We start from the raw sequence: 26,507 nt of genomic DNA on the forward strand, positions 1-26,507 counted from the left end.
CTGCTGCTCGCCCTCGCCGAGGAACTGGACGACCCGGAGTTGGCGGCGCGGAGCCGGGCCCGGCTGCGGGAGCTGGCCGGTTAGGGCCTGTCCGGGGCCGGTCAGGGCCCGGCGGTGAAGGCGACCCGGGTGCAGTGCCGGCCGGTGCGGACGGTGAGGCCGTGCTCGGGCAGGCCGGCCGGGTCGCCGCCGTCGGAGAGCCAGCAGGCGACGGCGGAGCCGAGCAGCAGGGGGTCGAGGACGGGCTCGGGGCTGCCGAAGTCGCGTGCGGCGTGGGCTTCGAGGAGTCGGCCGCCGGGCAGCCGGAGCAGGTGCCGGGCCGGGCCGAGGGCGGCCACCGCGACGGCGAGGCCGGGCAGTTCGAGGGCGGTGTCGGCGAGCCACTCGACGGCGGGGCGTTCGGCCCGGGCCTCGGTGCGGGCGAGGACTTCGGCGGTGTACCGCAGGGCGTCGCCCGGGTGGTCGTCGGTGAGGGCGTGGAAGCCGCGCGGGGTGTGGTCGTCGGGGTGGAAGGGGTAGCGCCGCAGGCTGACCTCCGTCCCCTCGCTCTTGCCCTCGACGTCGTACGCGCTGGGCCCTTCGCCGCCTCCGGGCCGGGGCGCGGGCTTGGGGTAGGGCGGCAGGACGGGTTCGCCGGCGGGCTCGTCGAGGCCGTCGAGGAAGGAGTAGAGCAGTGGGCGCAGCAGTCGGGCGGATTCGCCGCGGTGGGCGAGCGAGCGGTCGGTGATGGCCGTCAGGTCGGTGCGGTCGTCCGGGGTCCGGGCCAGGGCGAGTTCGAGTTGGGCGGCGAGGTCGCCGTCGGGGTCGAGGACGGGTGCGGCCTGGCCGAAGGCGTAGCTGGGGGACCGCGGGTCGAGTTCGGCGGCGCCGGTGGCGACGATCATCGTGGGCCGTCGCAGGGCGGCGCCGTAGAAGGAGACCGAGCCGTGGTCGCCGATCATGACGTCGGCGGCGACGAGGGCGGCCTGCCAGCCCTGGTGGGGCGGGACGAGGCGCAGGCCCATCCGCCGGGCGTCGTCGAGCAGGGCCGCCGGGTCGTGCCGGCTCCAGATGTTGGGGTGCAGCACGACGGCCACCGCGTACTCGTCGGCGGGCAGTCGGCGGACCAGCCGCTGCGGCAGGTCGGGGTGACGGCCGAATAACGAGTGCTCGCTCCAGGTGGAGTCGACGACGACGAGTCGCCGGCCGTCGACGGCGCCGAGGGCGGCGCGGTAGCCGTCGCGGGAGCGTCGGCTGCGCAGGATCCGGTCGAAGCACGGGTCGCCGACGACCTCGGCGACGTCCAGGGCCTCGGGGCAGGAGGCCCGCAGCCGGTCCAGCTGTTCGGGGTGGGAGAGGCCGAGGACGTCGACGAACACCTCTCCGCGGTGGGTGAGTTCGTTGCGGGAGAGGCCGGCGGAGCTGACCGCGTCGCCGGTGGACTCGGTGACCAGGCGGTTGTAGCCGGCACCGTGCGGGAGGACGACCAGGCGGGCGTCCAGCCGGTGCATGGAGGCGTGGACGGCGCAGGCGACGGCCAGGTCGAAGCGGTGGCGGACGGCGTCCTCCCAGTCCAGCACGGTGTAGCCGGGCAGGCCGTGGAGGTACTCGTCCAGGGCGCGGTCGGCGAAGGCGGAGCCGGGGTTGACGGTGAAGTACCGCTCGATGCCGTCCGGGTCGAGCAGGGTGAGGACGTCCAGGACCCGGGTCGCCGAGGTGAGGGTGCGGGCGACCGCCAGCACGCGGGCCTTGACCGGGCGGGTGTTCCAGCGGTCGGCGGGCCAGACGTGGGGGTGGGACGGCACATCGTGATCGTACTCACCCCGCCGCGCCCCCGGCGTGGTTTGCCGAGTGTCGGTCAGCCCGCCGCCGCGGCGGGCTCCTCGTGGTCGGCGGCGGCGCACTCGTCGAGGAGGGGGCGCAGGGCGTCGTCCACGAGCCGGTAGCGCACCACGCGTCCGTCCTTGTCGCCGGTGACCACGCCCGCCGTGCGGAGCAGTCGCAGGGCCTGGGAGACGGCCGGGTCGCGCATGCCGGTGGCGACCGCCAGGTCGCTGACGGCGAGCGGGCCGGCCCGGTGGAGGGCGAGCAGCAGGGCGAGCCGGCCGGGGTCGGAGAGCAGGGAGAACCGCTCGGCCCAGGTCCGGACGTGGGCGGTGTCCCCGATGGCGGCGATGGCCTCGCAGACCCGGTGTCCGTCGATGGTGCGGTGGCCCGCGCGGTCGGCCGGTACGAGATGCATGCGGACATTCTGGCAGCTCACGACCTGTGATCCTGGACACCTGCACAGGTGCGCAACCTTGCGAGGGTGTGGTCCTGCCCCTACGGTGTTCCCCGCCGTGGTGCTCGGGAAGACCGGTGACGGACCCTCAACAGGTCCCATTCCGGAGCGGCCCTCGCCACTGTGATCGGGGGACAGTCGTCCGGATCCACGTGCCACTGGGTGCTTCGTGCACCTGGGAAGGCGGGTCGGGAAGCCCCGTGAGCCAGGAGACCGGCCACGGCATCTCACGAAGTCATTCCACGAGGTGCTGGAGCGTGATCCGAAGATGACCCTGCCCGAAACCGCCGCGCCCGCCGAGGCGGGCCCCGCCCCCTCCGTACTGCCCACCTTCCGGTGGAAGCGCGAGGACACCCTCCGGACCGCCGGGTTGATGGGGGTGATCCTGGCCATGCACGTGGTGGCCTTCGGGACCCTCGTCTTCCTGGTCGCGCCGCACAACTACGCCGTCGGCACCCAGGTCTTCGGGGTGGGCCTGGGCATCACGGCCTACACCCTCGGCATGCGGCACGCCTTCGACGCCGACCACATCGCGGTGATCGACAACACCACCCGCAAGCTGATGGCGGACGGCAAGCGGCCGGTCTCGGTCGGCTTCTGGTTCGCGCTCGGCCACTCCTCGATGGTGGTCATCATGGCTGCCCTGGTGGCGGGCGGCGCCCAGCTGGCGAACACGCTGATGGACGACGACTCGGCCACCCACAAGTGGCTCGGGCTGGTCGGCACCACGGCCTCCGGCGCCTTCCTCTACCTGATCGGAGCGCTCAACCTGGCGGCGCTGCTCGGCATCCTCAAGGTGTTCCGCTCGATGCGGGCCGGGCAGTTCGACGAGTCGGAGCTGGAGGCGCACCTCGACTCGCGCGGCTTCATGGCCCGGATCCTGAACCGGGCGACCCGCTCGATCACCCGGCCCGGGCAGATGTTCCCGGTCGGCATGGTGCTGGGCCTGGGCTTCGACACCGCGACCGAGGTCACCCTGATGGTGATGGCCGGTTCGGGCGCGGCGGCCGGGCTGCCCTGGTACGCGATCGTCTGCCTGCCGCTGCTGTTCGCGGCCGGGATGAGCCTGTTCGACACCCTGGACGGGACGTTCATGAACTTCGCGTACCAGTGGGCCTTCTCCAACCCGGTGCGCAAGGTGTACTACAACCTGACCATCACCGGGCTGTCGATCGCGGTGGCCTTCATCATCGGCACCATCGAGCTGGTCGGCGTGCTGCACGAGAAGCTCGACCTGACCGACCCGGTGACCGGGTTCATCGCGGACATCTCGCTGGACAACGTCGGCTACGCGATCGCCGGGCTGTTCGTGGTGGTGTGGGCGATCGCCATCGCGTACTGGAAGCTGGCGGGCGTCGAGAAGCGCTGGACGCCCACGCAGCAGCAGTAGCGGTGGCGGCAGTGTCCGCGCGTCGCGAACGGCGCCTCCCCGAGCCGGGGAGGCGCCGTTCGCGTTCCGCCGTCAGTGCCGGTCGCCGTAGCGGCGGCGGAACTGCTCGACCCGGCCGGCGGTGTCGAGCACCCGGGACTGGCCGGTGTAGAAGGGGTGGCTCGCCGAGGAGATCTCGACGTCGATCACCGGGTAGGTGTTGCCGTCCTCCCACTCGACCGTGCGGTCACCGGTGACCGTGGAGCGGGTGAGGAAGGCGAGGCCGCCGACCTTGTCGCGGAAGACGACCGGGCGGTAGGCGGGGTGGATTCCGGGCTTCATGGCTGGGCTCCTCCGAGGGGTTCGTGCGGTCAGCGCTCTTCGCGGAAGTCGACGTGCCGGCCCGCGACCGGGTCGTACTTGCGCAGGACCATCCGGTCCGGGTCGTTGCGGCGGTTCTTGCGGGTCACGTACGTGTAGCCGGTGCCGGCGGTGGAGCGGAGCTTGATCACGGGGCGCAGTTCGCTGCGGGCCATCGGGCGTCCTCCTGGGGTCTCGGGCCCGTGGACCCTCGGGGTCCGGGGGCCTCCGGGTGCGGGGTTCGCGGGGATGGATCGGAACCGTACACCGAAATGGATGTCATTTTCATCTGGTGTAACGTGACCTCCGTCCTGCCCATTCCCGGACGCCAGGGAGCACCCATGTCCGCCCACTGCCGGCTCACCGGCCGCCGGCCCGGCTTCGGCAACGCGATCTCGCACTCGCACCGCCGCACCCCGCGCCGCTTCGACCCCAACATCCAGCGCAAGCGCTACTGGCTGCCCAGTGAGGGCCGGTACGTCCGGCTGGTGCTGAGCGCCAAGGGGATCAAGACCGTCGACACGATCGGCGTCGAGGCCGCCGTCGCCCGCATCCGCGCCCGAGGGGGGAAGGTCTGATGGCCAAGCAGAGCAAGATCGCCAAGAACGAGCAGCGGCGAGTGATCGTCGCCCGCTACGCCCAGCGCCGGGCCGAACTCAAGCGGCTCATCGCCCACCCCGGCACCGCCCCCGCCGAGCGCGCCGCCGCCCAGGCCGAACTCGCCCGCCAGCCCCGCGACGCGAGCCCCACCAGGGTCCGCAACCGCGATGCCGTCGACGGCCGGCCGCGCGGCTACCTGCGCGCCTTCGGCCTCTCCCGGGTCAACCTGCGCGTCCACGCCCACGCCGGACACCTGCCGGGCGTGCGCAAGGCGAGCTGGTGAGCGGCATGGACGGCACCAGGCTCCCGGTGGTGGTGGTCGCCGGGCTGCACCCGGACGAACGCCGGTCCGCCGTCGAGGAGTTGACGGCCGCCGCGGTGGACGCCGTGGTGCTGCGGCACGACCTGCGGGACGCCGCGCGCGGCCTGGTCCACCGCGAACTGCGGGACGCCGGCGGGGCGTTCGACACCGGCTCGGTCCCGCTGGTGAACGACTGCCCGTGCTGCGCCCTGCGCGAGGACCTGCTGCCCCGGCTGCTGGAACTCGCCGACGGCGGCCGGTACGGGCTCGCGGTGGTCGAACTCTGGGGCGGCAGCGACCCGCACCCCGCGGTCGAGGTGCTCGCCGGGGGCGAGGTGGACGGCCGCCCCCTGGCGGAGGCGATCGAACTCGCGGGCGTGGTCACCGCCGTCGACCCGGACCGGCTGGTCGGCGAACTCTCCGTGCCCGACGAGCTGGTGGAGCACGGGCAGCACACCGCCGCCCGGGACGAACGCACCCGCGCCGAGGCGCTCGCCCACCAGGTCGAGTACGCCACCACGCTCGCCGTGCCGCGCGCCACCGCGCACGCGCCGGGGCTCGCGCTGCTGCGCCAGCTCCACCCGACCGCCCGGGTGGTCCGGCTCGGCACCGGTGCGCTCGCCCGGGCCGCCCTCGGCGGCTTCGACGTGGCCGCCGCGCGCGACCGCGTCAACCCGGCGATCGCGCTGCTCCCCCAGGAGAGCGACGAGGCCGGGGTGAGCACCCTGGTCTGGGAGCGCCGCCGGCCGCTGCACCCGGAACGGCTGCACCGGGCCCTCGAACTGCTCGTCCCGGCCGCCCAGCGCAGCCGCGGCCGGTTCTGGCTCGCCAACCGGCCCGACCTGATGCTCGCCTGGGACGCGGCCGGGGCCAACCTCGCGGTCGAGGAGTGCGGGCCCTGGCTGATCGCCCTGCCCGACGCCGCCTGGGACCTCTACCCGCCGGCCCGCCGCGCCGCGGCCGCCCTCGACTGGCACCCCCTGCACGGGGACCGGGTGCAGCAGCTCAGCTTCACCGCGGAGGGGTTGGACGTCGACGGCCTCACCGAACTGCTCGACTCCTGCCTGCTCACCGACACCGAACTCGCCGCCGGCGAACCCGGCTGGAAGGCCCTCCCGGACGGCTTCCGGGACCTCCTCGACCCCGTCCACCACTGACCGACACCGCCCACCACCGCAAGGGAGCACCCGTGCGCAACCGCACCGCCGCGCCGAAGGCCCGGCCCAACCCGCTGGTCGCGGCCGGCATCGAGTACGTCGACTACAAGGACACCGACCTGCTGCGCCGCTTCGTCTCCGACCGCGGCAAGATCCGCAGCCGGCGGGTCACCCGGCTCACCGTCCAGCAGCAGCGGGCGGTGGCCCGGGCGGTCAAGAACGCCCGCGAGACGGCCCTCCTCCCGTACGCCTCCGGCACCACCCGTTAGCCCGGACCCGACGGCCCGGCACCACCCGACAGGAGCCCCCGATGGCAGTTCCCAAGCGCAGGACCTCGCGCAGCAACACCCGGCACCGCCGCGCCCAGTGGAAGGCGACCGGCCCGAAGCTCGTCCCGATCACCCTGAACGGCCGGGAGATGCTCGTCCCGCAGAACCTCGTCCCGGCCTACCGCCGGGGCCTGATCGACCCGGAGGGGAGGTGACGGCGGTCAGCGGGGAGTGCGCGGGGGCGCGCGGGGCGCAGTGGGGTGCCGGCGCATCCCTCGGGGGTGCTCGGCGGGCGCTTCGGGCCGGGGGTTCGTAGGCTCGACGCATGGCGGATGCGTACGCGGGGCGGCGGGAGCGGGTGAGGGAGCACTGCAGCGCGGCCGGCGCCGACGCGGCGCTGATCACCCGGGCGGCGAACGTGCGGTACCTGACGGGCTGCGCGCCCTGCGGGGCGACCCTGCTGCTGACCCGGGACCGGGTGCTGCTGACGCTCCCGGACGACCTGCCGCCGGACGACTCGGGGGAGCACCTGATCGCCGCGGACGTCACCCAGGTGCCGGTGGCGGCCGGGGCGGACACCGCCCTGGCGGCCGCCGCCACCGCGGACCGGCTGGGGGTGCGCGACCTGGCGGTCGAGGAGCACGACCTGACCGTCACCCGGCACCGGGCGGTCGCGGGCCTGCTGGAGGGCGGCCGGCTGGCGGACCTCGGCCAGGTGGTGGAGCGGCTGCGGGTGGTCAAGGACGAGCACGAGATCGCGGACCTGCGGATCGCCGCCGAGATCGCCGACCAGGCGCTGGGCGAGCTGCTGGAGTCGATCCTGGTCGGCCGGACCGAGCGGCACCTGGCGATGGAGCTGGAGCGCCGGATGATCGACCACGGAGCCGACCGGGCGGCCTTCCCGGTGTCGGTCGGCACCGGCAGCCACTCCGGCCAGCCCGCCCACCAGCCCACCGACCGCCGGGTGGAGGAGGGCGACTTCCTCACCGTGGTGATGGGCGCCCAGTACCGGGGCTACGGCGTCTCGACCGCCCGGACCTTCGTGATCGGAGCGGCTCCCGCGCCCTGGCAGGTCGAGCTGCACCGGCTGGTCTTCCGCGCCCAGCGGGCGGGTCGGGAGGCGCTCGGCCCGGGCGTCGAGCAGTGCGTGCCCGACCGGGTGGCCCGGCAGGTCCTGGAGGCGGCCGGGCACGCCGAGGCCTCTCCGCACCCGGTCGGCCACGGCATCGGGCTGGAGATCCGGGAGGCGCCGCGCCTCGGTCCGTCGGACATGGGTAAACTGGACAGCCGCGTGCCGGTCACCGTCGGTCCAGGGGTCCACCTCCCGGGCAAGGGCGGGGTCCGGATCGAGGACACGCTCGTGGTGCGCCCCCTCGAGGAGGGCGGGCCCGAGCTGCTCACCATCACCACCAAGGAGCTCCTCGCCCTGTGACGGCGGCCCCCGGGCCGGCGGCAGGACGCGAACCCTTGGTTCCTTGACAGCTATATCCAGGAGTAAGTGCGCCCGTGGCTTCCACGAACGATCTCAAGAACGGCATGGTCCTCAAGCTGGAGGGCGGCAAGCTCTGGTCCGTCGTCGAGTTCCAGCACGTCAAGCCCGGCAAGGGCCCGGCCTTCGTGCGTACGAAGCTCAAGGAGGTCCTGACGGGCAAGGTCGTCGACAAGACCTTCAACGCCGGCACCAAGGTCGAGACCGCCAACGTCGACAAGCGCGGCATGCAGTTCTCGTACAAGGACGGCGAGAACTTCGTGTTCATGGACATGGACACCTACGACCAGATCACGATCGAGCCGGCCGTCGTCGGTGACGCCGCGAACTACCTGCTGGAGGGCTTCGAGGCCCTCGTCGCCACCAACGAGGGTGCGGTGCTCTACATCGAGCTCCCGACCTCCGTCGAGCTCGTGATCTCCCACACCGAGCCGGGCGTGCAGGGCGACCGCTCCACCGGTGGCACCAAGCCGGCCACCCTGGAGACCGGTGCCGAGATCCAGGTCCCGCTCTTCGTCGTCACCGGCGAGAAGGTCAAGGTCGACACCCGCGACGGCAGCTACCTCGGCCGGGTGAAGTAAGTCCGTGTCGGCCGCACGTAGCAAGGCCCGTACCCGGGCCTTCCAGATCCTCTTCGAGGCCGACCACCGCGGGGTCGACCCGCAGCAGGTCCTTGCCGACTGGGTGGCGCGCGCCCGCGAGCCCAAGCCCGACGAGGGCACCCCGCAGGTGGGCGAGTACACCATGGAGCTGATCGAGGGGTACGTCCAGCACGCGCGTCGCATCGACGACCTGATCGAGCAGTACGCGGTGGGCTGGACCCTCGACCGGATGCCGATCGTGGACCGCAACGTCCTGCGGCTCGGCGCGTACGAGCTGATCTGGGAGGACGGCGTCCCGGACGCGGTCGTCCTGGACGAGTCCGTCGAGATCGCCAAGGAGTTCTCCACGGACGACTCCCCGGCCTTCGTCAACGGCATGCTGGCCCGCTTCCTGGAGCTGAAGCCGAGCATCCGCCGCTGATCGGTGCTGTTCGCAGACGGCCGCAGGCCCCCGGAACTCCGGGGCCTGCGGCCGTTCCGCGTTTCACCCGGTGGGCGTAGGGTGGGTGCTACTCGTCAGTAACTTCGCCGACGGCGCCGTCGGCGACCCGAAGGGCAGGCCACACCCATGAGCACCGCGACCCGCAGCGAGTTCGACCGGGGCATCGCCCTCACCAGACACCCCGAGGAGGCCGGCCGCTACGAGGCCGAGCTCGGCGCCGGCTGGCAGATCGGCGGCGGGGTCAACGGCGGGCTGCTGCTCGCGGTGGCCGGACACGCGCTGTCGCTGGAGCACGGGCAGCACCCCGACCCGGTGTCGATCAGCGGTTACTACCTGTCCGCCTCCACCCCCGGCCCGGCCACCGTCCGCACCGAGGTGCTGCGCACCGGTCGCGGGCTGTCCACCGGCACCGCCTCGCTCAGCCAGGACGGCGTCGAACGCCTGCGCGTGGTGGCCAGCCACGGCGACCTCGCCGCCGCCGACGGCGAGGTGCGCACCACCGCGACCCCGCCGCAGCTGCCGCCGCCGGACCAGTGCATCGGCGTCGAGCACGCGCCCAGGCAGCTGATCGAGCAGGCCGCCCTGCTGGAGCGCTTCGACCTGCGGCTCGACCCGGCCACCGTCGGCTGGGCGCTCGGCCAGCCCTCCGGCAACGGCCGGATCCAGGGCTGGTTCCGGCTCGCCGACGGCCGCGACCCCGACCCGCTGCTGCTCCTGCTGGTCGCCGACGCGCTCCCGCCGGTCACCTTCGACCTCGGCCTGCCGGGCTGGGCCCCGACCGTCGAGCTGACCGTCCACCTGCGGGCCAGGCCCGCCCCGGGCTGGCTGCGGGTCGTCCACTCCACCCGCAACGTGGCCGGCGGCTACTTCGAGGAGGACGCCGAGGTCTGGGACGAGGCCGGACGCCTGGTCGCCCAGTCCCGGCAGCTGGCCCGGGTGCCGCGCTGAGGCCGCGACGACCCCTATTACCGGTGGTTACATTTCCGTGACACGCCGTACGTGTGTGGCGCGCGGAACTGGGGAGTAACACGGTCAGCGGCGAGCCCCGCCGCTGACCGTCACCGTACCGTTCGACGGCCCCCAGCAGATGTCAGGAGCCACCGATGACCAGCCGCAAGGGCCGCGCCCGCCGCAACTCCGACTGCACCGCCGGCGGCCTGCGCCCCGCGCTGCGGGCGCCGCACCGGCCGCGGCGGGTCGAGGGGGCCGAGCAGGCGTTCGTCCTCGGTGTGCTCACCAATGCCGCGGACTTCGCGCGGGCCCGGGCCTGGGGCGTGTGCGACGCCCCCGACTACGAGCGCTACCTGGCCGACACCGCGGAGCTGCTGGCCGACGCGCTGGAGCGGTTCGAGACCGTCCGGGCCCGGATGTTCCACCCGCAGGACTTCGAGGAGTTCTGCCTGCTGCACGGCCTGGACCCGGCCGAGTCCGCCGCCCGCGACCGCTACCTGGTCAACCCGCCGTTGCAGACCCAGCTGCTGCCCTATCAGGGCGAGGAACTGGCCGGGGACTTCGTGCCGCGACTGGTCCGGGCCCGGGAGAACGGGCTGACGCTCTGCCACGCCGACCTGCTGCTCGACGGCGGGCTGTACGGGGGTGCGGGGGGGACCGACGAGGAGCACGCGCGCTGGGTGCGGGCCGCCTACCAGCGCGGTGGCGAGGTGTTCCGCCGGATGCTGGTGGGCGCGGGCGCCGGGGTGTACGAGCTGCGCCTGCGGGTGGACGCGCCGGGCGGGCGGCTGGCCGCGGCGGCCCGGGTCCTGCAGTGGGAGGACGGCGTGGCGCGGATCAACGACGAGGACCTGGAGCTGGTCTGCGCGGTGCTGTGCGCCGGGCTGGCGCTGGAGCTGCCGGGCGTCGCGGTGCTGCACGGCTCGCAGGGGTCGGCGGCCTCCGGCGGAGCCGCCGAGAGGGCCCGCGGGGGAGCCGCTGATGAGTCCCGCGGCGGAGCCGCTGACGGATGCTTCCTGCCCGCCGCCTGGGCGTGGTCGAGCAGCGGCCCGGACTGGGCGCCGGCCGCCCGCCCGGTGCGGCTGGACGGCGTGGCGGCGCAGCCGGGCTACAGCCTGGGCACGGTCTGCTGAGCCGGTGACCGCCCGGCACGCCGCGGCGCGGCCCCCGGAAACCGGGGGCCGCGCCGTGACGTTTCTGCAAGCCGTTGCAGGCCGAGGCCCGCTTTTCCGGCGGAGCCGGAGCGCGAGCGTCAGCTCGCGTCCTCCTCGCGCACCGCGCGGCGCGCGTCGGGGTTGAGCACGCCCCAGGAGATCAGCTGCTCGGTGAGGATCGACGGCGACTGGTCGTAGATCACGGCCAGCGTGCGCAGGTCGTCCTGGCGGATCGAGAGGACCTTGCCGTTGTAGTCGCCGCGCTGGCTCTGGATGGTCGCCGCGTAGCGCTGTAGCGGACCGGCCTTCTCGGACGGCACCTGGGTCAGTCTCTCCAGGTCGAGGACCAGGCGCGGCGGCGGCTCGGCCGCGCCGCCGGGGGTGCCTCCGGGCAGCAGTTCCTGCACCGGCACGCCGTAGAACTCGGCGAGCTCGGCCAGCCGCTGCACGGTGACCGCACGGTCGCCGCGCTCGTACGAGCCGACGACGACTGCCTTCCAGCGCCCCTGGGACTTCTCCTCGACACCGTGCAGGGAGAGCCCCTGCTGAGTGCGGATCGCTCGGAGCTTGCCTCCGAGCTGCTTCGCGTAGTCGCTGGACATTGATCTCCCCGGACGAGATTGCTTCGCGTTCAGTGGTGGGTCACGGGCGTTGCCGGCGTCGTTACCGGTGGGTTCGACGCCTGTCTCGTAACTCACTGTGAGGTTACGTAGAGTAAGGTAGTTGCGTCAAGCCGAATGGGGCAGTCGTGCGAATGGCCCGCATCATCGGCGCATCCGGTGCGTGAACCCGGAGAAGCGGAATGATGGAGGTCCGTTTGCCGTGCGGCGCGCTGATAGGATGACCCGAAGCCCACGCCCGGTCGGCGGGGGCCCAATCCCAGACATCCTTTAAGGCCCGTCCAGTGAGGCGGGGAAGGAGGTCCGCTTCGGCATGACCACACATCAGGAACCCACGCCGCGACCGCCGCACCAGGTGCTGGACGGCACGGACATCGCCCGGGTCGTCACCCGGATAGCGCACGAGATCGTCGAGCGCGCCAAGGGCGCGGAGGACGTCGTGCTGCTCGGCATCCACACCAGGGGCGTCCACCTCGCCCGCCGCCTGCACGGCCGGCTGGCCCAGATCACCGGGCGCGAGATCCCGCTGGGCACCCTGGACATCACCATGTACCGGGACGACCTGCGGTTGAAGCCCGCCCGCGCCCTGGAGCACACCGAGATCCCGCCCGGCGGCATCGACGGCAAGCTGGTCATCCTCGTCGACGACGTGCTGTTCTCCGGCCGCACCATCCGCGCCGCGCTGGACGCGCTGAACGACATCGGCCGCCCGCGCGCCGTGCAGCTCGCCGTCCTGGTCGACCGCGGCCACCGCGAGCTGCCGATCCGGGCGGACTACGTGGGCAAGAACCTCCCCACCTCGCTGCGCGAGGCCGTGCAGGTCCGCCTGGCCGACACCGACGGCGTGGACGCCGTACTGGTCGGCGACCGCGACCACGCCGCCCGCAGCTCGCAGGCCATGGCCTCCCAGCCCACCGAACCGCACCTCCCGGAGTAGCCGCGTGAAGCGCCACCTCGTCTCCGCCGCCGATCTCAGCCGCGACGACGCGCTGCTGATCCTGGACACCGCCGAGGAGCTCGCCCAGCTCTCCGGCCGGGCCGTCAAGAAGCTGCCCACGCTGCGCGGCCGCACCGTCGTCAACCTCTTCTTCGAGGACTCCACCCGCACCAAGACCTCCTTCGAGGCCGCCGAGAAGCGACTGTCCGCGGACGTCATCAACTTCTCCGCCAAGGGCTCCTCGGTCTCCAAGGGCGAGAGCCTCAAGGACACCGCGCTCACCCTCCAGGCGATGGGGGCCGACGCGGTCGTCATCCGCCACCACGCCTCGGGCGCGCCGGCCCGGCTGGCCCAGTCCGACTGGCTGCACGGCAGCGTGATCAACGCCGGCGACGGCACCCACGAGCACCCCACCCAGGCCCTGCTCGACGCCTTCACCATGCGCCGCCACCTCAACGCCGGCCTGGGCAACGACCTGGCCGGGCGCCGGGTCACCATCGTCGGCGACATCCTGCACAGCCGGGTCGCCCGCTCCAACGTGCACCTGCTGACCACCCTCGGCGCCCAGGTGACCTTCGTCGCCCCGCCGACCCTGCTGCCGATCGGCATCGAGAACTGGCCCTGCGAGGTCAGCTACGACCTCGACAGCGTGCTGCCCAAGACCGACGCGCTGATGATGCTGCGGGTGCAGCGCGAGCGGATGAACGCCGCGTTCTTCCCGACCGAGCGCGAGTACAGCCGCCGCTACGGCATGAACGGCCTCCGGATGGCCCAGCTGCCCGGGCACGCCATCGTGATGCACCCCGGCCCGATGGTCCGCGGCATGGAGATCACCGCCGAGGTCGCCGACTCGCCGCGCTGCACCGTGGTCGAGCAGGTCGCCAACGGCGTCTCCGTCCGGATGGCCGTCCTGTACCTGCTGCTCGGCGGGGCCACCCTCGCAGACACCGCCGCCGCCCCCCGCACCGACTCCGTGGAGACCGCCCAGTGACCAGCTACCTGATCCGCAACGCCAAGATCCTGGGCGGCGCCCCGCAGGACCTCCACCTCGCCGACGGCGTCATCCAGGAGATCGGCACCGGCCTGGCGGTCGAGGCGGACATCGAGATCGACGCCACCGGCATGATCGTCCTGCCCGGCCTGGTCGACCTGCACACCCACCTGCGCGAGCCCGGCCGCGAGGACGCCGAGACGGTGCTCACCGGCACCCGGGCCGCCGCGATGGGCGGCTTCACCGCCGTGCACGCGATGGCCAACACCACCCCGGTGGCCGACACCGCGGGCGTGGTCGAGCAGGTCTGGCGGCTCGGCCAGGAGGCCGGCTACTGCGACGTGCAGCCGGTCGGCGCGGTCACCGTCGGCCTGGGCGGCAAGAAGCTCGCCGAGCTCGGCGCGATGCACGAGTCCGCGGCCGGCGTCCGGGTCTTCTCCGACGACGGCAAGTGCGTGGACGACGCGGTGCTGATGCGCCGCGCCCTGGAGTACGTCAAGGCCTTCGACGGCGTCGTCGCCCAGCACGCCCAGGAGCCGCGGCTGACCGAGGGCGCCCAGATGAACGAGGGCCAGGTCTCCGGCGAGCTCGGGCTCGGCGGCTGGCCGGCCGTCGCCGAGGAGTCGATCATCGCCCGCGACGTGCTGCTCGCCGCGCACGTCGGCTCCCGGCTGCACGTCTGCCACCTCTCCACGGCCGGCTCGGTCGAGATCGTCCGCTGGGCCAAGTCCAAGGGCTGGGACGTCACCGCCGAGGTGACCCCGCACCACCTGCTGCTCACCGACGAGCTGGTCCGCTCCTACGACCCGGTGTACAAGGTGAACCCGCCGCTGCGCACCGCCGAGGACGTCCAGGCGCTGCGCAAGGCGCTGGCCGACGGCACCATCGACGCCGTCGCCACCGACCACGCGCCGCACCCGGCCGAGGACAAGGACTGCGAGTGGGCCGTGGCCGCGATGGGCATGGTCGGCCTGGAGACCGCGCTGTCGGTCGTCCAGCAGACCATGGTCGACACCGGCCTGCTGAACTGGGAGGGCGTCGCCGACCGGATGTCGCACCGCCCGGCCCGGATCGGCCGTCTCACCGGGCACGGCCGGCCGATCTCGGTGGGTGAGCCCGCCAACCTGGTGCTCTTCGATCCCGCGTACCGTGGGGCCGTGAACCCCGAGAGCTTCGCCACCCGCAGCCGCAACACCCCCTACAAGGGCATGGACCTGCCCGGACGGGTGCACGCCACCTTCCTGCGCGGCCGCGCCACCGTGCTGGCCGGCGAGCCGGCCGAGCAGGGCGGCCTGGCGTGACCGGCTACGCGTCGCTGGCCAGGGAGCAGGCGAGGGTCACCGACTGGCCGGACTACATCGGCTGGGCGGTCGGACTGATGCTCGTCATCGGCCTGATCTACTGGCTGATGCGCCAGGGCTGGAACTGGCGCCGGACCCTGCAGTCCGGGATCCCGCCGCTGCCCGCCGTGCCGGCCCGCGCCGGACGCACCATCCTGGAGACCAGCGGGCGGTACCACGGCAGCACCACCGCCGGGAACTGGCTCGACCGGGTCGTCGCGCACGGCCTGGGCACCCGCAGCCGGGCCGACCTCACCCTCGGCACGGACGGGCTGCTGGTGCAGCGCCCCGGCGACGTCGACTTCTGGATCCCGGCCGAGCACCTCACCGGTGCCCGGACGGACTCCGGGATCGCCGGGAAGGTCGTCCCCTCCGGACTGCTGGTCGTCACCTGGGCCCACGAGGGCACCGAGCTGGACTCCGGCTTCCGGGCCGACCACCCCGACGAGCACGCCGCCTGGGTCGAGGCGATCAACGAGCTCGCAACACGTACCACGAAGACGAAGAAGACGGAAGAGGCCGCGCAATGACCGCACCTGCCCCCACCACGCAGCGCCAACGGCGGGAGCGCATCCCGGCCGTGCTCGTCCTGGAGGACGGCCGGACCTTCCGCGGCCAGGCCTACGGCGCGACCGGCGAGACCTTCGGCGAGGCGGTCTTCAACACCGGCATGTCCGGCTACCAGGAGACCCTCACCGACCCGTCGTACCACCGCCAGGTGGTCGTGATGACCGCGCCGCAGATCGGCAACACCGGCTGGAACGACGAGGACGACGAGTCCAAGCAGATCTGGGTCGCCGGCTACGTCGTGCGCGACCCCGCCCGGGTGGCCTCCAACTGGCGCTCCCGCCGCTCGCTGGACGAGGAGCTGACCCGCCAGGGCGTCGTCGGCATCAGCGGCATCGACACCCGCGCGCTGACCCGCCACCTGCGCGAGCGCGGCGCGATGCGCTGCGGGATCTTCTCCGGCGAGGCGCTGGCCGACCCGGCCGCCCTGCTCGCCCGGGTTCAGCAGTCGCCCGAGATGAAGGGCGCCGACCTGTGCGCCGAGGTCGCCACCACCGAGCCGTACATCGTGCCCGCCGTCGGTGAGAAGAAGTTCACCGTCGCCGCGCTGGACCTCGGCATCAAGGCGATGACCCCGCAGCGGATGGCCGAGCGCGGCATCGAGGTGCACGTGCTGCCCGCCGACTCCAGCCTGGAGGACGTCTACGCCGTCAACCCGGACGGCGTCTTCTTCTCCAACGGCCCGGGCGACCCGGCCACCGCCGACCACCAGGTCGCCGTCGCGCAGGGCGTGCTGGAGCGGGCGACCCCGTTCTTCGGGATCTGCTTCGGCAACCAGATCCTCGGCCGCGCCCTCGGCTTCGGCACCTACAAGCTCAAGTACGGCCACCGCGGCATCAACCAGCCGGTGCAGGACCGCACCACCGGCAAGGTCGAGGTGACCGCCCACAACCACGGCTTCGCCGTGAACGCGCCGCTGGACAAGGTGAGCGACACCCCCTACGGGCGGGTCGAGGTCTCCCACGTCTGCCTCAACGACGACGTCGTCGAGGGCCTCCAGGCACTCGACGTCCCCGCCTTCAGCGTGCAGTACCACCCCGAAGCGGCCGCCGGCCCGCACGACGCCGCCTACCTGTTCGACCGCTTCGTGAAGCTCATGGAGGGCCAGCGTGCCTAAGCGCAGTGACATCAAGTCCGTCCTGGTGATCGGCTCCGGCCCGATCGTCATCGGCCAGGCCGCCGAGTTCGACTACTCGGGCACCCAGGCCTGCCGCGTCCTCAAGGCCGAGGGCCTGCGGGTCGTGCTGGTCAACTCCAACCCGGCCACGATCATGACCGACCCGGAGATCGCCGACGCCACCTACGTCGAGCCGATCACCCCGGACTTCGTCGAGAAGATCATCGCCAAGGAGCGCCCCGACGCCCTGCTGCCGACCCTGGGCGGCCAGACCGCGCTCAACACCGCGATCTCGCTGCACAGCGCCGGCACGCTGGAGAAGTACGGCGTCGAGCTGATCGGCGCCGACGTCGTGGCGATCAACAAGGGCGAGGACCGCGAGCTGTTCAAGGGCGTCGTCGAGGCCGTCAAGGCCAAGATCGGCCACGGCGAGTCCGCCCGCTCGGTCATCTGCCACACCATGGACGAGGTGCTGGCCGGCGTCGACACGCTCGGCGGCTACCCGGTCGTGGTGCGCCCCTCCTTCACCATGGGCGGCGCCGGCTCCGGCTTCGCCCACCACGAGGAGGACCTGCGCCGGATCGCCGGCCAGGGCCTGGCCCTCTCGCCGACCACCGAGGTGCTCCTGGAGGAGTCCATCCTCGGCTGGAAGGAGTACGAGCTGGAGCTGATGCGCGACAAGAACGACAACGTCGTGGTCGTCTGCTCCATCGAGAACTTCGACCCGATGGGCGTGCACACCGGTGACTCGATCACCGTCGCCCCGGCGATGACCCTCACCGACCGCGAGTACCAGATCCTGCGCGACATCGGCATCGCCGTGATCCGCGAGGTCGGCGTCGACACCGGCGGCTGCAACATCCAGTTCGCCGTCAACCCCGACGACGGCCGGGTCATCGTCATCGAGATGAACCCGCGCGTCTCCCGCTCCTCGGCGCTCGCCTCCAAGGCCACCGGCTTCCCGATCGCCAAGATCGCCGCCAAGCTGGCCGTCGGCTACACCCTGGACGAGATCCCCAACGACATCACCGAGCAGACCCCGGCCTCCTTCGAGCCGACCCTCGACTACGTCGTGGTGAAGGTCCCGCGGTTCGCGTTCGAGAAGTTCCCGAGCGCCGACGCCACGCTGACCACCACCATGAAGTCGGTCGGCGAGGCCATGGCCATGGGCCGCAACTTCCCCGAGGCGCTGCAGAAGGCGCTGCGCTCGCTGGAGAAGAAGGGCTCCCAGTTCACCTGGACGAGCCCGCTCGGCGAGAAGACCGAGCTGCTGGTCAAGGCCACCGTGCCGACCGACGGCCGGATCAACACCGTGATGGACGCCATCCGGGCCGGCGCCACCCCGGAGGAGGTCTTCGAGTACACGAAGATCGACCCGTGGTTCGTCGACCAGCTCTTCCTGCTGGACGAGATCGCCGGCGAGCTGGCCGAGGCCGAGGAGCTCACCCCCGAGCTGCTGCGCCACGCCAAGCGGCACGGCTTCTCCGACCAGCAGATCGGCGAGATCCGCGGCCTGCGCCCGGACGTCGTCCGCGAGGTGCGCCACGCGCTCGGCATCCGCCCGGTGTTCAAGACCGTCGACACCTGCGCCGCCGAGTTCGCCGCCAAGACCCCGTACTTCTACTCGTCCTACGACGAGGAGAGCGAGGTCGCCCCGCGCACCAAGCCGGCCGTGATCATCCTCGGCTCGGGCCCCAACCGCATCGGCCAGGGCATCGAGTTCGACTACTCCTGCGTGCACGCCTCCTTCGCGCTGGCCGAGGCCGGGTTCGAGACCGTCATGGTCAACTGCAACCCGGAGACCGTCTCCACCGACTACGACACCTCCGACCGGCTCTACTTCGAGCCGCTCACCCTGGAGGACGTGCTGGAGATCGTCCACGCCGAGCAGCAGGCCGGTCCGCTGGCCGGTGTGATCGTCCAGCTCGGCGGCCAGACCCCGCTCGGCCTGGCCCAGGCGCTCAAGGACAACGGCGTGCCGATCGTCGGCACCCAGCCCGAGGCGATCGACCTCGCCGAGGAGCGCGGCGCCTTCGGCCGCGTGCTGCGCGACGCCGGACTGCCCGCCCCCAAGCACGGCACCGCCTTCTCCTTCGCGGAGGCCAAGGCGATCGCCGACGAGATCGGCTACCCCGTCCTGGCCCGCCCGTCCTACGTGCTCGGCGGCCGCGGCATGGAGATCGTCTACGACGAGGCCTCGCTCGCGTCCTACCTGGAGCGGCACGCCGGTCTGATCTCCGAGCACCCGGTGCTGATCGACCGCTTCCTGGACGACGCGGTGGAGATCGACGTCGACGCGCTCTACGACGGCACCGAGCTCTACCTCGGCGGCGTCATGGAGCACATCGAGGAGGCCGGCATCCACTCCGGCGACTCCGCCTGCGCGCTGCCCCCGATCACCCTCGGCGGCTACGACATCAAGCGCCTGCGCACCTCCACCGAGGCCATCGCGCGCGGTGTCGGCGTCCGCGGCCTGATCAACATCCAGTTCGCGCTGGCCGGGGACATCCTCTACGTGCTGGAGGCCAACCCGCGCGCCTCCCGTACCGTCCCCTTCACCTCCAAGGCGACCGCGGTGCCGCTGGCCAAGGCCGCCGCCCGGGTCTCGCTCGGCGCCACCATCGCCGAGCTGCGCGCCGAGGGCCTGCTCCCGGCCGAGGGCGACGGCGGCACCCTGCCGGCCGACGCGCCGATCGCGGTCAAGGAGGCCGTGATGCCGTGGAGCCGCTTCCGCGACATCCACGGCCGCGGCGTGGACACCGTGCTCGGCCCGGAGATGCGCTCGACCGGTGAGGTCATGGGCATCGACAAGGTCTTCGGCACCGCCTACGCCAAGGCCCAGGCCGGCGCCTACGGCGCGCTGCCGACCAAGGGCAAGGTCTTCGTCTCGGTCGCCAACCGGGACAAGCGCAACCTGGTCTTCCCGGCCCGGGCGCTGGTCGGCCTCGGCTTCGAGGTGCTCGCCACCGCCGGCACCGCCGAGGTGCTCCAGCGCGGCGGCATCCCGTCCACGCTGGTGCGCAAGCACAGCGAGGGCGAGGGCCCGAACGGTGAGAAGACCATCGTCCAGCTGATCCACGACGGCGAGGTCGACCTGATCATCAACACGCCGTACGGCACCGGCGGGCGCCTGGACGGCTACGAGATCCGCACCGCGGCGGTCTCCCGCGGGGTGCCCTGCCTGACCACCGTCCAGGCGATGGGCGCGGCCGTCCAGGGCATGGACGCGCTGCTGCGCGACGAGGTCGGAGTGATGTCGCTCCAGGAGCACGCCGAGCTGATCAACGCCGGCCGCAAGTAGCACCACCGCAGTGGGGGGCACCGGAGCCGGATTGGTGCCCCCCACTCGTATGCCCGCCCGTCGCCCGCCACCCCCCTTCCTTCGACGGGCTGCGCCCGCGCCCTGAACCCGCTGCTGCCTTCGGAGTTGATCCCGCTTTGTACAAGTTCCTGTTCGACCTCGTCTTCAAGAGGATGGACCCGGAGAGGGCCCACCACCTGGCCTTCTTCTGGATCCGCCTCGCCTCCTCGGTGCCCGGCCTGCGCACCCTGGTGCGGCTGGTGCTCGCCCCGCGCGACCGGGCGCTGCGCACCCGGGCCCTCGGCCTCGACCTGCCCGGCCCGTTCGGGCTCGCGGCCGGCTTCGACAAGAACGGCGTCGGCATCGACGGCCTGGCCATGCTCGGCTTCGACTACGTCGAGATCGGCACCATCACCGGGGAGCCCCAGCCCGGCAACCCGGCGCCCCGGCTGTTCCGCCTGGTCGAGGACCGCGCGCTGATCAACCGGATGGGCTTCAACAACCAGGGCTCGGCCCGGGTCGCGGCCCGGCTGGCGGCCCGCCCGCACACCAGCTCCACCCCGGTGATCGGCGTCAACATCGGCAAGACCAAGGTGGTCGAGGAGGCCGACGCCGTCGCCGACTACGTCAAGTCGACCGAGCGGCTGGCCAAGTACGCCGACTACCTGGTGGTCAACGTCAGCTCCCCGAACACCCCCGGGCTGCGCAACCTCCAGGCCGTCGACCACCTGCGCCCGCTGCTCGCCGCCGTGCGCGAGGCCGCCGACCGCGCCACCGCGCACCACGTGCCGCTGCTGGTCAAGATCGCCCCGGACCTGGCCGACGAGGACGTCGACGCCGTCGCCGACCTCGCCCTGGAGCTGGGCCTGGACGGCATCATCGCCACCAACACCACGATCGGCCGCGGCGGCCTGCTCGCCGACCCGCAGCGGGTCGAGGAGATCGGCATGGGCGGCCTGTCCGGCGCCCCGCTCAAGGCCCGCGCCCTGGAGGTCCTCCAGCGGCTGCGCGCCCGCACCGGCGGCCGGCTGACCCTGGTCTCGGTCGGCGGCGTGGAGACCGCCGAGGACGCCTGGCAGCGGATCATCCACGGCGCCGACCTGGTGCAGGGCTACAGCGCCTTCATCTACGAGGGTCCGTTCTGGTGCCGCCGGATCCACAAGGGCCTCTCCGCCCGGATCCGGGCCGCGGGCTTCCGCGACCTCGCCGCGGCCGTCGGCAGCGCCGTCCGCGGCGCCTGAACCCCCTGACCGGTCTCGCAGCAGGCCGTACCACCCCTGGAAAGGACGACATGACCCTCGCCCCGTTCGGCGCCCGGCTGCGCCAGGCCCTCGACACCCGCGGCCAGCTCTGCGTCGGCATCGACCCGCACGCCTCCCTGCTCTCCGCCTGGGGGCTCGGCGACGACCTCGCGGGGCTGGAGACGTTCAGCCGCACCGTGGTGGAGGCCCTGGCCGACCGGGTCGCGGTGCTCAAGCCGCAGGCCGCCTTCTTCGAGCGCTTCGGCAGCAAGGGCGTCGCGGTGCTGGAGAAGGCCGTCGAGGAGGCCCGGGCGGCCGGCGCGCTGGTGCTGATGGACGCCAAGCGCGGCGACATCGGCTCCACCATGGCCGCCTACGCGGAGGCCTTCCTGTCGCCGAGCAGCCCGCTGTTCTCGGACGCCGTCACGGTCAGCCCGTACCTGGGCTTCGGGTCGCTGCGCCCGGCCCTCGACCTGGCCCGCGAGCAGGGCTGCGGGGTGTTCGCGCTGGCGCTCACCTCCAACCCGGAGGGCGCCGAGGTGCAGCGCGCCGTCGGGGCGGACGGCGAGCCGGTCGCGGCCTCCGTGCTGCGCCAGCTGGCGGCGGAGAACGCGGACGCCGCGCCGCTGGGCTCCTTCGGCGCGGTGGTCGGCGCGACGCTGGCCGACGCGGGCGTGGACCTGGCCATCAACGGCCCGCTGCTGGCCCCCGGGATCGGCGCCCAGGGTGCGACCATGGCGGACCTGCCGCGGGTGTTCGGCGCCTCGGTGATCAACGTGGTGCCGAGCGTCAGCCGGGACGTGCTCAAGCACGGGCCGTCGGTTCCGGCGCTGCGGGCGGCGGCGGAGCGCTTCGTCGGCGAGTTCGCGGACGCCGTCAAGTAGGCACCGGCGGACGCCGTCAAGTGGCCCGAGCGGTCCGGCCGGTGGGGCCGCGGTAGCCGATCGGTGACCGTGCGCAGTGTCCGCAGGACGGCGGGGCGGCACCGGAGTTGACGTGAGCGCCGTCACATCGAGCCCGCCAAAGTCTCGCAATCGCGGTCATTTTGCCCTGGAAAGTCCTGGTCGGCCTTGGCTGACCAGGACTTTTCGTGTTCTTTTCCTGACGCGGCGCCGCAATCCGGGTAGTGTCCGGCGATAGGTCATCGGCGAGCCGCGAACCCGTAGCTCCCGCAGGTCAGGGCCCTGTGGTTCCCCATTGGGCTCCCCTTGCGGACGGTGTCCTAGGTACCGAACCAGTCATAGCTCAATCCCTTCCTTCCACACCCTGAGGTGAACGGCGTGGCTCTTCCGCCCCTTACCCCTGAACAGCGCACCGCCGCGCTCGCCAAGGCCGCCGAGGCTCGCCGGGAGCGCGCCGAGGTCAAGAACCGGCTCAAGCACTCCGGCGCCTCCCTGCACGAGGTGATCAAGGCCGGCAAGAATGACAACGACGTCATCGGCAAGATGAAGGTCTCGGCCCTGCTGGAGTCCCTTCCGGGCGTCGGCAAGGTTCGTGCCAAGCAGATCATGGAGCGCCTCGGCATCAGCGAGAGCCGCCGTGTCCGCGGTCTCGGAACGAACCAGATCGCCTCCCTGGAGCGGGAGTTCGGCGGTGGCGCCGCCTGACCGTGCCCCCGTGGTCCCAGGATCGTCCGCGATCCGGGATAATCGGTGCATGAGTGAGCGTCCGCGGCTGACCGTGCTCTCCGGCCCCTCGGGGGTCGGCAAGAGCACGGTCGTCGCTCATATGAGGAAGATGTACCCCGAGGTCTGGCTCTCGGTGTCGGCCACCACCCGTCACCCGAGGCCCGGCGAGAAGAACGGGGTCCAGTACCACTTCGTCGACAACGACGAGTTCGACAAGCTGATCGCCAACGGCGAGCTGCTGGAATGGGCCGAGTTCGCGGGGAACCGCTACGGCACCCCGCGCGCGGCGGTGCTGGAGAAGCTGGAGCGCGGTGAGCCCGTCCTGCTGGAGATCGACCTCCAGGGCGCCCGCCAGGTGCGCGAGTCGATGCCCGACGCCCAGCTGGTCTTCCTGGCTCCGCCGAGCTGGGACGAGCTGGTCCGTCGGCTGACCGGCCGGGGCACCGAGCCGCAGGACGTGATCGAGCGGCGGCTGGAGGCGGCCACGATCGAGCTCGCGGCCGAGACCGAGTTCGACACAACCCTTGTCAACACCTCCGTCGAGCAGGTAGCGGCCGAACTGCTAGCCTTGCTCGGTGTAGCCTGACCTGTCAGTCTTTTCCACCCTTTCGGAAGGTTTTCGCGTGTCCTCTTCCATGACCGCGCCCGAGGGCATCATCAACCCGCCGATCGACGAGCTGCTTGAGGCCACCGACTCGAAGTACAGCCTCGTGATCTACGCCGCCAAGCGCGCGCGCCAGATCAACGCTTACTACTCCCAGCTCGGCGAGGGCCTGCTGGAGTACGTCGGCCCGCTGGTCGACACCCACGTGCACGAGAAGCCGCTGTCGATCGCGCTGCGCGAGATCAACGCCGGCATGCTGACCGCCGAGGCGGTCGAGGGCGCCGCCTGAGGCAGCCCCGCAACTTCCCCGGAGGGCCGGGCGGAATTCTTCCGCCGGGCCCTCCGGCGTTTTCCGGTAGGGGTCGCCGGGCCCTCCGGCGTTCTCCGCTCGCCGTCCCCCGGTCGGGGTGGGGCACGGTGCGAGTGATCGTCGAGGGGTCGTAGGGTGGGCGGGTTCCCGATCTGTCGGGTGCCCGATGCGGAGAAAGGCCGGTAGATGAGCGCGAGTGCGGACGCCCCCCGCGTGGTCCTCGGTGTCAGCGGCGGGATCGCCGCCTACAAGGCGTGCGAGCTGCTGCGCCGGTTCACCGAGTCCGGCCACCAGGTCACCGTGGTGCCCACCGCGGCGGCGCTGCACTTCGTCGGCGAGGCCACCTGGGCCGCGCTCTCCGGCCGCCCGGCCGCCACCGAGACCTGGGAGCGCGTGCACGAGGTGCCGCACGTGCGGATCGGCCAGCAGGCCGACCTGGTGGTGGTCGCCCCCGCCACCGCCGACCTGATCGCCAAGGCCGCCCACGGGCTCGCCGACGACCTGCTCACCAACACCCTGCTCACCGCCCGCTGTCCGGTCGTGGTGGCGCCCGCGATGCACACCGAGATGTGGGAGCACCCCGCCACCCGGGAGAACGTCGCCACCCTGCGCCGCCGCGGCGTGATCGTGCTGGAGCCGGCCGTCGGGCGGCTGACCGGCAAGGACACCGGCAAGGGGCGGCTGCCCGAGCCCGGCGCGATCTTCGAGGCCTGCCGGGCCGTGCTGCGCCGCGGCGGGGCGGTGCCGACCGACCTGGCCGGCCGGCACCTGGTGGTCTCGGCCGGCGGCACCCGGGAGCCGCTGGACCCGGTGCGCTACCTCGGCAACCGCTCCTCCGGCAAGCAGGGCTACGCGCTCGCCGTGACCGCCGCGGCCCGCGGGGCGCGGGTGACCCTCGTCTCTGCCAACGCCGAGCTGCCCGACCCGGCCGGGGTGGACGTGGTGCACGTCTCGACCGCGCTGGAGCTGCGCGAGGCGGCGCTGGCGGCGGCCGCGGCCGCGGACGCCGTGGTGATGGCCGCGGCGGTGGCGGACTTCCGGCCCGCCGAGTACGCCACCGGCAAGATCAAGAAGGTCGAGGGGGTCGAGCCGGCGCCGGTCGCGCTGGTCCGCAATCCCGACGTGCTGGCCGAACTGTCGGCGCACCGCCCCCGTTCGGGCCAACTGGTGGTGGGTTTCGCGGCGGAGACCGACGACGTGCTCGCCAACGGCCGCGCCAAGCTCGCCCGGAAGGGGTGCGACCTGCTGGTGGTCAACGAGGTGGGCGACGGCAAGGCCTTCGGGCAGGACGTCAACGAGGCCGTGGTACTGGGCGCGGACGGCACCGAGACCCCCGTACCGGTGGGCCCCAAGGAGGTGCTCGCGGACGTGGTCTGGGATCTGGTGGCAAAGCGGCTGGAATCGGGTCGGAACTGATCGATTCCCGCTCGATTCCCGATGGATTCCCGCTGGAGAACGTTCTTGATTTCCGGAAGCGGGTGACGTTCGGCGGAAGCAGCCGGTTAGACTCCAGGAATCAAGTCTTTCCGGATGTCCCCGGTTCGCCGGGGGCCTTCAGTCAGCAGCCGCTGCAACCCCAGGGAGCGCTGTGTCTCGCCGCCTGTTCACCTCGGAGTCCGTGACCGAGGGACACCCCGACAAGATCGCTGACCAGATCAGCGACACCATCCTTGACGCTCTCCTGCGGGAGGACCCGACCTCCCGGGTCGCCGTGGAGACGCTCATCACGACCGGCCAGGTGCACGTGGCCGGCGAGGTGACCACCAAGGCGTACGCCCCGATCGCCCAGCTCGTCCGGGACAAGATCCTGGAGATCGGCTACGACAGCTCCAAGAAGGGCTTCGACGGCGCCTCCTGCGGCGTGTCGGTGTCCATCGGTGCCCAGTCGCCCGACATCGCGCAGGGTGTCGACACCGCGTACGAGGCCCGGGTCGAGGGCGACGAGGACGACCTGGACAAGCAGGGCGCCGGCGACCAGGGCCTGATGTTCGGCTACGCGTCCGACGAGACGCCCGAGCTGATGCCGCTGCCGATCACCCTGGCGCACCGCCTCTCCCGCCGCCTCACCGAGGTGCGCAAGAACGGGACCATCCCGTACCTGCGCCCCGACGGCAAGACCCAGGTCACCATCGAGTACGACGGCGACAAGGCCGTCCGCCTCGACACCGTGGTCGTCTCCACCCAGCACGCCAGTGACATCGACCTGGAGTCGCTGCTCACCCCGGACATCCGCGAGTTCGTCGTGGAGCCGGAGCTCAAGGCGCTGGCCGACCAGGGCATCAAGCTGACCACCGAGGGCTACCGCCTGCTGGTCAACCCGACCGGCCGCTTCGAGATCGGCGGCCCGATGGGCGACGCCGGCCTCACCGGCCGCAAGATCATCATCGACACCTACGGCGGCATGGCCCGCCACGGTGGCGGCGCCTTCTCGGGCAAGGACCCGTCCAAGGTGGACCGCTCGGCCGCGTACGCGATGCGCTGGGTGGCGAAGAACATCGTCGCCGCCGGCCTCGCCCGCCGCGCCGAGGTGCAGGTCGCGTACGCGATCGGCAAGGCCGAGCCGGTCGGCCTGTTCGTGGAGACCTTCGGCACCGAGACCGTCCCGGTCCTCAGCATCCAGAAGGCCGTCTCCGAGGTCTTCGACCTGCGCCCGGCCGCGATCATCCGCGACCTGGACCTGCTGCGCCCGATCTACTCCCAGACCGCCGCGTACGGCCACTTCGGCCGTGAGCTGCCGGACTTCACCTGGGAGCGCACCGACCGCGTGGAGCAGCTCAAGGCTGCCGTCCAGGACTGACGTCCCGGCTCTGCCGAGCGGCGCCCACCCCCCGCGCGGGGGGGGCGCCGCGCCCCTTTGGGCGTCCTGTCGCTGTGACCGGGGATTACTGGGGAGCGAA

29 protein-coding genes and 1 riboswitch are annotated in these 26,507 nt (G+C 72.4%); of the genes, 24 read left to right on the plus strand and 5 right to left on the minus strand.

Annotated elements, in window-relative coordinates; genetic code table 11:
• Window positions 1–101: 101 nt before the first annotated feature.
• On the minus strand, window positions 102–1,784 hold the full coding sequence (locus ACFXOZ_RS36255; protein ID WP_375889965.1) for a hypothetical protein: 1,683 nt from the start codon (window positions 1,782–1,784) through the stop codon (window positions 102–104).
• Between the two features lie 53 nt (window positions 1,785–1,837).
• The gene (locus ACFXOZ_RS36260) at window positions 1,838–2,221 is read right to left on the minus strand and encodes an ArsR/SmtB family transcription factor (protein ID WP_380401448.1); all 384 of its coding nucleotides are present in this window, start codon (window positions 2,219–2,221) and stop codon (window positions 1,838–1,840) included.
• Window positions 2,222–2,302: 81 nt separating this feature from the next.
• A riboswitch (cobalamin riboswitch) is annotated at window positions 2,303–2,497 on the plus strand.
• Window positions 2,498–2,528: 31 nt separating this feature from the next.
• Here ACFXOZ_RS36260 and ACFXOZ_RS36265 point away from each other — a divergent pair.
• Window positions 2,529–3,650, plus strand: a complete 1,122-nt coding sequence (locus ACFXOZ_RS36265; RefSeq protein ID WP_375889961.1) for a HoxN/HupN/NixA family nickel/cobalt transporter — start codon at window positions 2,529–2,531, stop codon at window positions 3,648–3,650.
• Between the two features lie 72 nt (window positions 3,651–3,722).
• Here the strand turns inward: ACFXOZ_RS36265 and ACFXOZ_RS36270 are convergent, their stop codons facing one another.
• Together ACFXOZ_RS36270 and rpmG are read right to left on the minus strand one after the other, a co-directional pair.
• A complete protein-coding gene (locus tag ACFXOZ_RS36270) occupies window positions 3,723–3,971 on the minus strand; it encodes a type B 50S ribosomal protein L31 (protein WP_375889960.1) in 249 nt (82 codons plus the stop codon).
• Window positions 3,972–4,000: 29 nt separating this feature from the next.
• Window positions 4,001–4,165, minus strand: coding sequence for a 50S ribosomal protein L33 (rpmG, locus tag ACFXOZ_RS36275; protein WP_350508653.1), 165 nt, complete (start codon window positions 4,163–4,165; stop codon window positions 4,001–4,003).
• A 165-nt stretch (window positions 4,166–4,330) separates the two neighbouring features.
• Between rpmG and rpmB the strand changes: the two genes are divergently transcribed.
• The 10 genes from rpmB (at window position 4,331) to ACFXOZ_RS36325 (ending at window position 10,933) form a co-directional block, all read left to right on the plus strand.
• Entirely contained in the window at window positions 4,331–4,567 is a 237-nt protein-coding gene (gene rpmB, locus ACFXOZ_RS36280) for a 50S ribosomal protein L28 (RefSeq protein ID WP_350508652.1), read from the plus strand.
• Entirely contained in the window at window positions 4,567–4,872 is a 306-nt protein-coding gene (gene rpsN / locus ACFXOZ_RS36285) for a 30S ribosomal protein S14 (protein WP_375889956.1), read from the plus strand. Before rpmB ends, rpsN begins: the two co-directional genes overlap by 1 nt.
• Window positions 4,873–4,877: 5 nt before the next feature.
• Window positions 4,878–6,047 carry a CobW family GTP-binding protein gene (locus ACFXOZ_RS36290; RefSeq protein ID WP_380524866.1) on the plus strand — a complete coding sequence of 390 codons (1,170 nt, stop codon included), beginning with the start codon at window positions 4,878–4,880 and terminating at the stop codon, window positions 6,045–6,047.
• A 32-nt stretch (window positions 6,048–6,079) separates the two neighbouring features.
• Window positions 6,080–6,316, plus strand: coding sequence for a 30S ribosomal protein S18 (gene rpsR / locus ACFXOZ_RS36295; RefSeq protein ID WP_375889954.1), 237 nt, complete (start codon window positions 6,080–6,082; stop codon window positions 6,314–6,316).
• Window positions 6,317–6,357: 41 nt separating this feature from the next.
• Entirely contained in the window at window positions 6,358–6,531 is a 174-nt protein-coding gene (gene rpmF, locus ACFXOZ_RS36300; RefSeq protein WP_375889952.1) for a 50S ribosomal protein L32, read from the plus strand.
• Between the two features lie 110 nt (window positions 6,532–6,641).
• A complete protein-coding gene (locus tag ACFXOZ_RS36305; protein ID WP_375889951.1) occupies window positions 6,642–7,748 on the plus strand; it encodes an aminopeptidase P family protein in 1,107 nt (368 codons plus the stop codon).
• A gap of 74 nt (window positions 7,749–7,822) precedes the next feature.
• Window positions 7,823–8,386, plus strand: a complete 564-nt coding sequence (gene efp, locus ACFXOZ_RS36310; protein ID WP_375889949.1) for an elongation factor P — start codon at window positions 7,823–7,825, stop codon at window positions 8,384–8,386.
• 4 nt (window positions 8,387–8,390) lie between these two features.
• Window positions 8,391–8,828, plus strand: a complete 438-nt coding sequence (gene nusB, locus ACFXOZ_RS36315; RefSeq protein WP_350508646.1) for a transcription antitermination factor NusB — start codon at window positions 8,391–8,393, stop codon at window positions 8,826–8,828.
• 147 nt (window positions 8,829–8,975) lie between these two features.
• Window positions 8,976–9,797, plus strand: a complete 822-nt coding sequence (locus tag ACFXOZ_RS36320; RefSeq protein WP_375889947.1) for a thioesterase family protein — start codon at window positions 8,976–8,978, stop codon at window positions 9,795–9,797.
• A 155-nt stretch (window positions 9,798–9,952) separates the two neighbouring features.
• Window positions 9,953–10,933 carry a hypothetical protein gene (locus tag ACFXOZ_RS36325; RefSeq protein ID WP_380594182.1) on the plus strand — a complete coding sequence of 327 codons (981 nt, stop codon included), beginning with the start codon at window positions 9,953–9,955 and terminating at the stop codon, window positions 10,931–10,933.
• A gap of 119 nt (window positions 10,934–11,052) precedes the next feature.
• Here the strand turns inward: ACFXOZ_RS36325 and ACFXOZ_RS36330 are convergent, their stop codons facing one another.
• A complete protein-coding gene (locus ACFXOZ_RS36330; protein WP_030056198.1) occupies window positions 11,053–11,556 on the minus strand; it encodes a transcriptional regulator in 504 nt (167 codons plus the stop codon).
• A gap of 331 nt (window positions 11,557–11,887) precedes the next feature.
• On the opposite strand from ACFXOZ_RS36330, the gene pyrR reads away from it, so the two are divergent.
• The 13 genes from pyrR (at window position 11,888) to metK (ending at window position 26,407) form a co-directional block, all read left to right on the plus strand.
• A complete protein-coding gene (gene pyrR, locus ACFXOZ_RS36335; protein WP_380401474.1) occupies window positions 11,888–12,511 on the plus strand; it encodes a bifunctional pyr operon transcriptional regulator/uracil phosphoribosyltransferase PyrR in 624 nt (207 codons plus the stop codon).
• Window positions 12,512–12,515: 4 nt separating this feature from the next.
• Window positions 12,516–13,502 (plus strand): aspartate carbamoyltransferase catalytic subunit, encoded by a 987-nt coding sequence (locus ACFXOZ_RS36340; protein ID WP_375889941.1) that lies wholly within the window; start codon window positions 12,516–12,518, stop codon window positions 13,500–13,502.
• Window positions 13,499–14,803: a dihydroorotase gene (locus ACFXOZ_RS36345; RefSeq protein WP_380524823.1), complete on the plus strand. Its 1,305-nt coding sequence runs from the start codon at window positions 13,499–13,501 to the stop codon at window positions 14,801–14,803. Before ACFXOZ_RS36340 ends, ACFXOZ_RS36345 begins: the two co-directional genes overlap by 4 nt.
• Complete coding sequence (locus ACFXOZ_RS36350) at window positions 14,800–15,372, plus strand: hypothetical protein (RefSeq protein WP_375889937.1); 573 nt, start codon at window positions 14,800–14,802, stop codon at window positions 15,370–15,372. Before ACFXOZ_RS36345 ends, ACFXOZ_RS36350 begins: the two co-directional genes overlap by 4 nt.
• A complete protein-coding gene (carA, locus tag ACFXOZ_RS36355) occupies window positions 15,369–16,526 on the plus strand; it encodes a glutamine-hydrolyzing carbamoyl-phosphate synthase small subunit (protein ID WP_380524824.1) in 1,158 nt (385 codons plus the stop codon). Before ACFXOZ_RS36350 ends, carA begins: the two co-directional genes overlap by 4 nt.
• Window positions 16,519–19,827, plus strand: coding sequence for a carbamoyl-phosphate synthase large subunit (gene carB / locus ACFXOZ_RS36360; RefSeq protein WP_375889933.1), 3,309 nt, complete (start codon window positions 16,519–16,521; stop codon window positions 19,825–19,827). Before carA ends, carB begins: the two co-directional genes overlap by 8 nt.
• A gap of 137 nt (window positions 19,828–19,964) precedes the next feature.
• Window positions 19,965–21,068: a quinone-dependent dihydroorotate dehydrogenase gene (locus tag ACFXOZ_RS36365; RefSeq protein WP_380524825.1), complete on the plus strand. Its 1,104-nt coding sequence runs from the start codon at window positions 19,965–19,967 to the stop codon at window positions 21,066–21,068.
• Window positions 21,069–21,118: 50 nt separating this feature from the next.
• On the plus strand, window positions 21,119–21,952 hold the full coding sequence (gene pyrF / locus ACFXOZ_RS36370) for an orotidine-5'-phosphate decarboxylase (RefSeq protein ID WP_375889930.1): 834 nt from the start codon (window positions 21,119–21,121) through the stop codon (window positions 21,950–21,952).
• A gap of 396 nt (window positions 21,953–22,348) precedes the next feature.
• Window positions 22,349–22,675 carry an integration host factor, actinobacterial type gene (mihF, locus tag ACFXOZ_RS36375; protein WP_030290269.1) on the plus strand — a complete coding sequence of 109 codons (327 nt, stop codon included), beginning with the start codon at window positions 22,349–22,351 and terminating at the stop codon, window positions 22,673–22,675.
• 49 nt (window positions 22,676–22,724) lie between these two features.
• Complete coding sequence (gmk, locus tag ACFXOZ_RS36380) at window positions 22,725–23,282, plus strand: guanylate kinase (RefSeq protein WP_375889928.1); 558 nt, start codon at window positions 22,725–22,727, stop codon at window positions 23,280–23,282.
• 37 nt (window positions 23,283–23,319) lie between these two features.
• The gene (gene rpoZ, locus ACFXOZ_RS36385) at window positions 23,320–23,589 is read left to right on the plus strand and encodes a DNA-directed RNA polymerase subunit omega (protein ID WP_188297240.1); all 270 of its coding nucleotides are present in this window, start codon (window positions 23,320–23,322) and stop codon (window positions 23,587–23,589) included.
• Window positions 23,590–23,796: 207 nt separating this feature from the next.
• A complete protein-coding gene (gene coaBC / locus ACFXOZ_RS36390; protein WP_380524826.1) occupies window positions 23,797–25,026 on the plus strand; it encodes a bifunctional phosphopantothenoylcysteine decarboxylase/phosphopantothenate--cysteine ligase CoaBC in 1,230 nt (409 codons plus the stop codon).
• A gap of 172 nt (window positions 25,027–25,198) precedes the next feature.
• Complete coding sequence (gene metK / locus ACFXOZ_RS36395; RefSeq protein ID WP_375889924.1) at window positions 25,199–26,407, plus strand: methionine adenosyltransferase; 1,209 nt, start codon at window positions 25,199–25,201, stop codon at window positions 26,405–26,407.
• The last annotated feature ends 100 nt before the right edge of the window (window positions 26,408–26,507 follow it).

This window comes from Kitasatospora sp. NPDC059160 (genome assembly GCF_042755465.1).
In the GTDB taxonomy this organism is placed as follows: domain Bacteria; phylum Actinomycetota; class Actinomycetes; order Streptomycetales; family Streptomycetaceae; genus Kitasatospora.

Bases quoted from the DNA above. Each gene is read 5' to 3' on its own strand.
- ACFXOZ_RS36260 (WP_380401448.1), bottom strand. From the start codon at position 2,221: ATGCATCTCGTACCGGCCGACCGCGCGGGCCACCGCACCATCGACGGA.
- ACFXOZ_RS36265 (WP_375889961.1), top strand. From the start codon at position 2,529: ATGACCCTGCCCGAAACCGCCGCGCCCGCCGAGGCGGGCCCCGCCCCC.
- ACFXOZ_RS36270 (WP_375889960.1), bottom strand. From the start codon at position 3,971: ATGAAGCCCGGAATCCACCCCGCCTACCGCCCGGTCGTCTTCCGCGAC.
- rpmG (WP_350508653.1), bottom strand. From the start codon at position 4,165: ATGGCCCGCAGCGAACTGCGCCCCGTGATCAAGCTCCGCTCCACCGCC.
- rpmB (WP_350508652.1), top strand. From the start codon at position 4,331: ATGTCCGCCCACTGCCGGCTCACCGGCCGCCGGCCCGGCTTCGGCAAC.
- rpsN (WP_375889956.1), top strand. From the start codon at position 4,567: ATGGCCAAGCAGAGCAAGATCGCCAAGAACGAGCAGCGGCGAGTGATC.
- ACFXOZ_RS36290 (WP_380524866.1), top strand. From the start codon at position 4,878: ATGGACGGCACCAGGCTCCCGGTGGTGGTGGTCGCCGGGCTGCACCCG.
- rpmF (WP_375889952.1), top strand. From the start codon at position 6,358: ATGGCAGTTCCCAAGCGCAGGACCTCGCGCAGCAACACCCGGCACCGC.
- ACFXOZ_RS36305 (WP_375889951.1), top strand. From the start codon at position 6,642: ATGGCGGATGCGTACGCGGGGCGGCGGGAGCGGGTGAGGGAGCACTGC.
- ACFXOZ_RS36320 (WP_375889947.1), top strand. From the start codon at position 8,976: ATGAGCACCGCGACCCGCAGCGAGTTCGACCGGGGCATCGCCCTCACC.
- ACFXOZ_RS36325 (WP_380594182.1), top strand. From the start codon at position 9,953: ATGACCAGCCGCAAGGGCCGCGCCCGCCGCAACTCCGACTGCACCGCC.
- ACFXOZ_RS36330 (WP_030056198.1), bottom strand. From the start codon at position 11,556: ATGTCCAGCGACTACGCGAAGCAGCTCGGAGGCAAGCTCCGAGCGATC.
- pyrR (WP_380401474.1), top strand. From the start codon at position 11,888: ATGACCACACATCAGGAACCCACGCCGCGACCGCCGCACCAGGTGCTG.
- carA (WP_380524824.1), top strand. From the start codon at position 15,369: ATGACCGCACCTGCCCCCACCACGCAGCGCCAACGGCGGGAGCGCATC.
- pyrF (WP_375889930.1), top strand. From the start codon at position 21,119: ATGACCCTCGCCCCGTTCGGCGCCCGGCTGCGCCAGGCCCTCGACACC.
- gmk (WP_375889928.1), top strand. From the start codon at position 22,725: ATGAGTGAGCGTCCGCGGCTGACCGTGCTCTCCGGCCCCTCGGGGGTC.
- coaBC (WP_380524826.1), top strand. From the start codon at position 23,797: ATGAGCGCGAGTGCGGACGCCCCCCGCGTGGTCCTCGGTGTCAGCGGC.